This is a genomic window from Rhodococcus yunnanensis NBRC 103083 (assembly GCF_001895005.1).
GTDB lineage: Bacteria > Actinomycetota > Actinomycetes > Mycobacteriales > Mycobacteriaceae > Rhodococcoides > Rhodococcoides yunnanense.
Window position 1 is genome coordinate 1 of sequence record NZ_BCXH01000042.1, and the last position, 3,487, is coordinate 3,487.

Sequence of the window (3,487 nt, forward strand, 5' to 3'; positions counted from 1 at the left end):
TGTGTGTGTTGTTTGAGAATTGCACAGTGGACGCGAGCATCTTTAATTGTTGTAAGTAGTTTAGAGCGTACGGTGGATGCCTTGGCACCAGGAGCCGATGAAGGACGTAGGAGGCTGCGATAAGCCTCGGGGAGCTGTCAACCGAGCTGTGATCCGAGGGTGTCCGAATGGGGAAACCCAGCACGAGTGATGTCGTGTTACCTGCACCTGAATATATAGGGTGTGTGGAGGGAACGTGGGGAAGTGAAACATCTCAGTACCCACAGGAAGAGAAAACAATTGTGATTCCGTGAGTAGTGGCGAGCGAAAGCGGATGAGGCCAAACTTTGTGCGTGTGATACCCGGCAGGGGTTGCGTATGGAGGGTTGTGGGGTTTGTTTTGTCGATTCTGCCGGATCGGCCGACAGTAAGAAATCATGGTGTTAGTCGAAGTGGTCTGGAACGGCCTGTCGTAGAGGGTGAGAGTCCCGTAGACGAAAATACTGTGACTGTCGTAGCGAATGCCCAAGTAGCAGCGGGCCCGTGAAATCTGCTGTGAATCTGTCGGGACCACCCGATAAGCCTGAATACTCCCTGGTGACCGATAGCGGACTAGTACCGTGAGGGAAAGGTGAAAAGTACCCCGGGAGGGGAGTGAAATAGTACCTGAAACCGTGCGCTTACAATCCGTCAGAGCTGGTGCACCACTTGTGGTGGCTGGTGATGGCGTGCCTTTTGAAGAATGAGCCTGCGAGTTAGTGGCATGTCGCGAGGTTAACCCGTGTGGGGTAGCCGTAGCGAAAGCGAGTCCGAATAGGGCGTATCCACGAAAGTGGTGTAGTGGCGTGTTCTAGACCCGAAGCGGAGTGATCTACCCATGGCCAGGTTGAAGCGACGGTAAGACGTCGTGGAGGACCGAACCCACTTAGGTTGAAAACTGAGGGGATGAGTTGTGGGTAGGGGTGAAAGGCCAATCAAACTCCGTGATAGCTGGTTCTCCCCGAAATGCATTTAGGTGCAGCGTCACGTGTTTCTCATCGGAGGTAGAGCTACTGGATGGTCTAGGGGGCTTACCGGCTTACCGAAATCAGCCAAACTCCGAATGCCGATGAGTGAGAGCGTGGCAGTGAGACTGCGGGCGATAAGGTTCGTAGTCGAGAGGGAAACAGCCCAGATCGCCAGCTAAGGTCCCTAAGCGTGTACTAAGTGGAAAAGGATGTGGGGTCGCGAAGACAACCAGGAGGTTGGCTTAGAAGCAGCCACCCTTGAAAGAGTGCGTAATAGCTCACTGGTCAAGTGATCCTGCGCCGACAATGTAGCGGGGCTCAAGTACACCACCGAAGCTGCGGCACTCACACAATAGCCCGCTGATTTTCTACGGAGAGTCAGCCAGGTGTGTGGGTGGGTAGGGGAGCGTCGTGCAGCCATGGAAGCATCGGAGTGATCCAGGTGTGGAGGCTGTGCGAGTGAGAATGCAGGCATGAGTAGCGAAAGACGAGTGAGAAACTCGTCCGCCGAATGACCAAGGGTTCCTGGGCCAGGTTAATCCGCCCAGGGTGAGTCGGGACCTAAGACGAGGCCGACAGGCGTAGCCGATGGACAACGGGTTGATATTCCCGTACCCGTGTGAACGCGCCCATGGTGAATCAGTGATACTAACCGCCCTGAATCCCGCTTACTTCACACCTTCGGGTGTGCGGGGGTGGGTGGATGCGTGGGACCTGATCTGGTAGTAGCCAAGCGATGGGGTGACGCAGGAAGGTAGCTGGGCCAGTCAGTGGTTGTACTGGTGTAAGCCTGTAGGGCGAACGGTAGGCAAATCCGCCGTTCACACAAGCCTGAGAGGTGATGCGTAGCCGATTGAGGTGAATTCAGTGATCCTATGCTGCCGAGAAAAGCCTCTAGCGAGCTTTCACACGGCCCGTACCCCAAACCGACACAGGTGGTCAGGTAGAGAATACTAAGGCGATCGAGATAACTATGGTTAAGGAACTCGGCAAAATGCCCCCGTAACTTCGGGAGAAGGGGGACCACGCCCGGTGATGGAACTTGCTTCCTGAGCTGGGTTGGGTCGCAGAGACCAGTGAGAAGCGACTGTTTACTAAAAACACAGGTCCGTGCGAAGTCGTAAGACGATGTATACGGACTGACGCCTGCCCGGTGCTGGAAGGTTAAGAGGACCGGTCAACTGCCCTTCGGGGTGGTGAAGCTGAGAATTTAAGCCCCAGTAAACGGCGGTGGTAACTATAACCATCCTAAGGTAGCGAAATTCCTTGTCGGGTAAGTTCCGACCTGCACGAATGGCGTAACGACTTCTCAGCTGTCTCAACCATAGACTCGGCGAAATTGCATTACGAGTAAAGATGCTCGTTACGCGCGGCAGGACGAAAAGACCCCGGGACCTTCACTATAGCTTGGTATTGGTGTTCGGTTCGGTTTGTGTAGGATAGGTGGGAGACTGTGAAGCGGTGACGCCAGTTACTGTGGAGTCGTTGTTGAAATACCACTCTGATCGTATTGGATACCTCAACCTCGGACCATGATCTGGTTCAGGGACAGTGCCTGGTGGGTAGTTTAACTGGGGCGGTTGCCTCCTAAAATGTAACGGAGGCGCCCAAAGGTTCCCTCAGCCTGGTTGGCAATCAGGTGTCGAGTGCAAGTGCACAAGGGAGCTTGACTGTGAGACTGACAAGTCGAGCAGGGACGAAAGTCGGGACTAGTGATCCGGCACCGGCATGTGGAAGCGGTGTCGCTCAACGGATAAAAGGTACCCCGGGGATAACAGGCTGATCTTCCCCAAGAGTCCATATCGACGGGATGGTTTGGCACCTCGATGTCGGCTCGTCGCATCCTGGGGCTGGAGTAGGTCCCAAGGGTTGGGCTGTTCGCCCATTAAAGCGGCACGCGAGCTGGGTTTAGAACGTCGTGAGACAGTTCGGTCTCTATCCGCCGCGCGCGTTAGAAACTTGAGGAAGGCTGTCCCTAGTACGAGAGGACCGGGACGGACGAACCTCTGGTGTGCCAGTTGTTCCACCAGGAGCACCGCTGGTTGGCTACGTTCGGAAGGGATAACCGCTGAAAGCATCTAAGCGGGAAGCCTGTTCCAAGATGAGGTTTCTCACCCCCTTTGTGGGGGTAAGGCCCCCGGCAGACCACCGGGTTGATAGGCCAGAACTGGAAGTCGGGTGACCGATGCAGGTGACTGGTACTAATAGGCCGAGGACTTACCACTAATACAAGACACGCAGCGTCCACTGTGCAATATCTGAAACAACACACGAGTTGTTCCGGTATCGACAATCGAATACACGAATCCGTTACCCACCCCTCCACGACATTGTTGGGGTTGTGGGTGTCAGGTTCGCTCGTGACACTGTTTCGCAGAGTTACGGCGGCCATAGCGGAGGGGAAACGCCCGGTCCCATTCCGAACCCGGAAGCTAAGCCCTCCAGCGCCGATGGTACTGCACTCGACAGGGTGTGGGAGAGTAGGACACCGCCGAACACAA

Annotated in this window: 2 rRNA genes; both read left to right on the plus strand. The window is 55.3% G+C overall.

Annotation, left to right across the window (positions count from 1 at the left end):
• Positions 1 to 49 precede the first annotated feature (49 nt).
• A 23S ribosomal RNA gene (locus tag RY1_RS29140) occupies positions 50 to 3,211 on the plus strand.
• A gap of 155 nt (positions 3,212 to 3,366) precedes the next feature.
• Positions 3,367 to 3,483 (plus strand): 5S ribosomal RNA (gene rrf, locus RY1_RS29145).
• Positions 3,484 to 3,487: the final 4 nt, after the last annotated feature.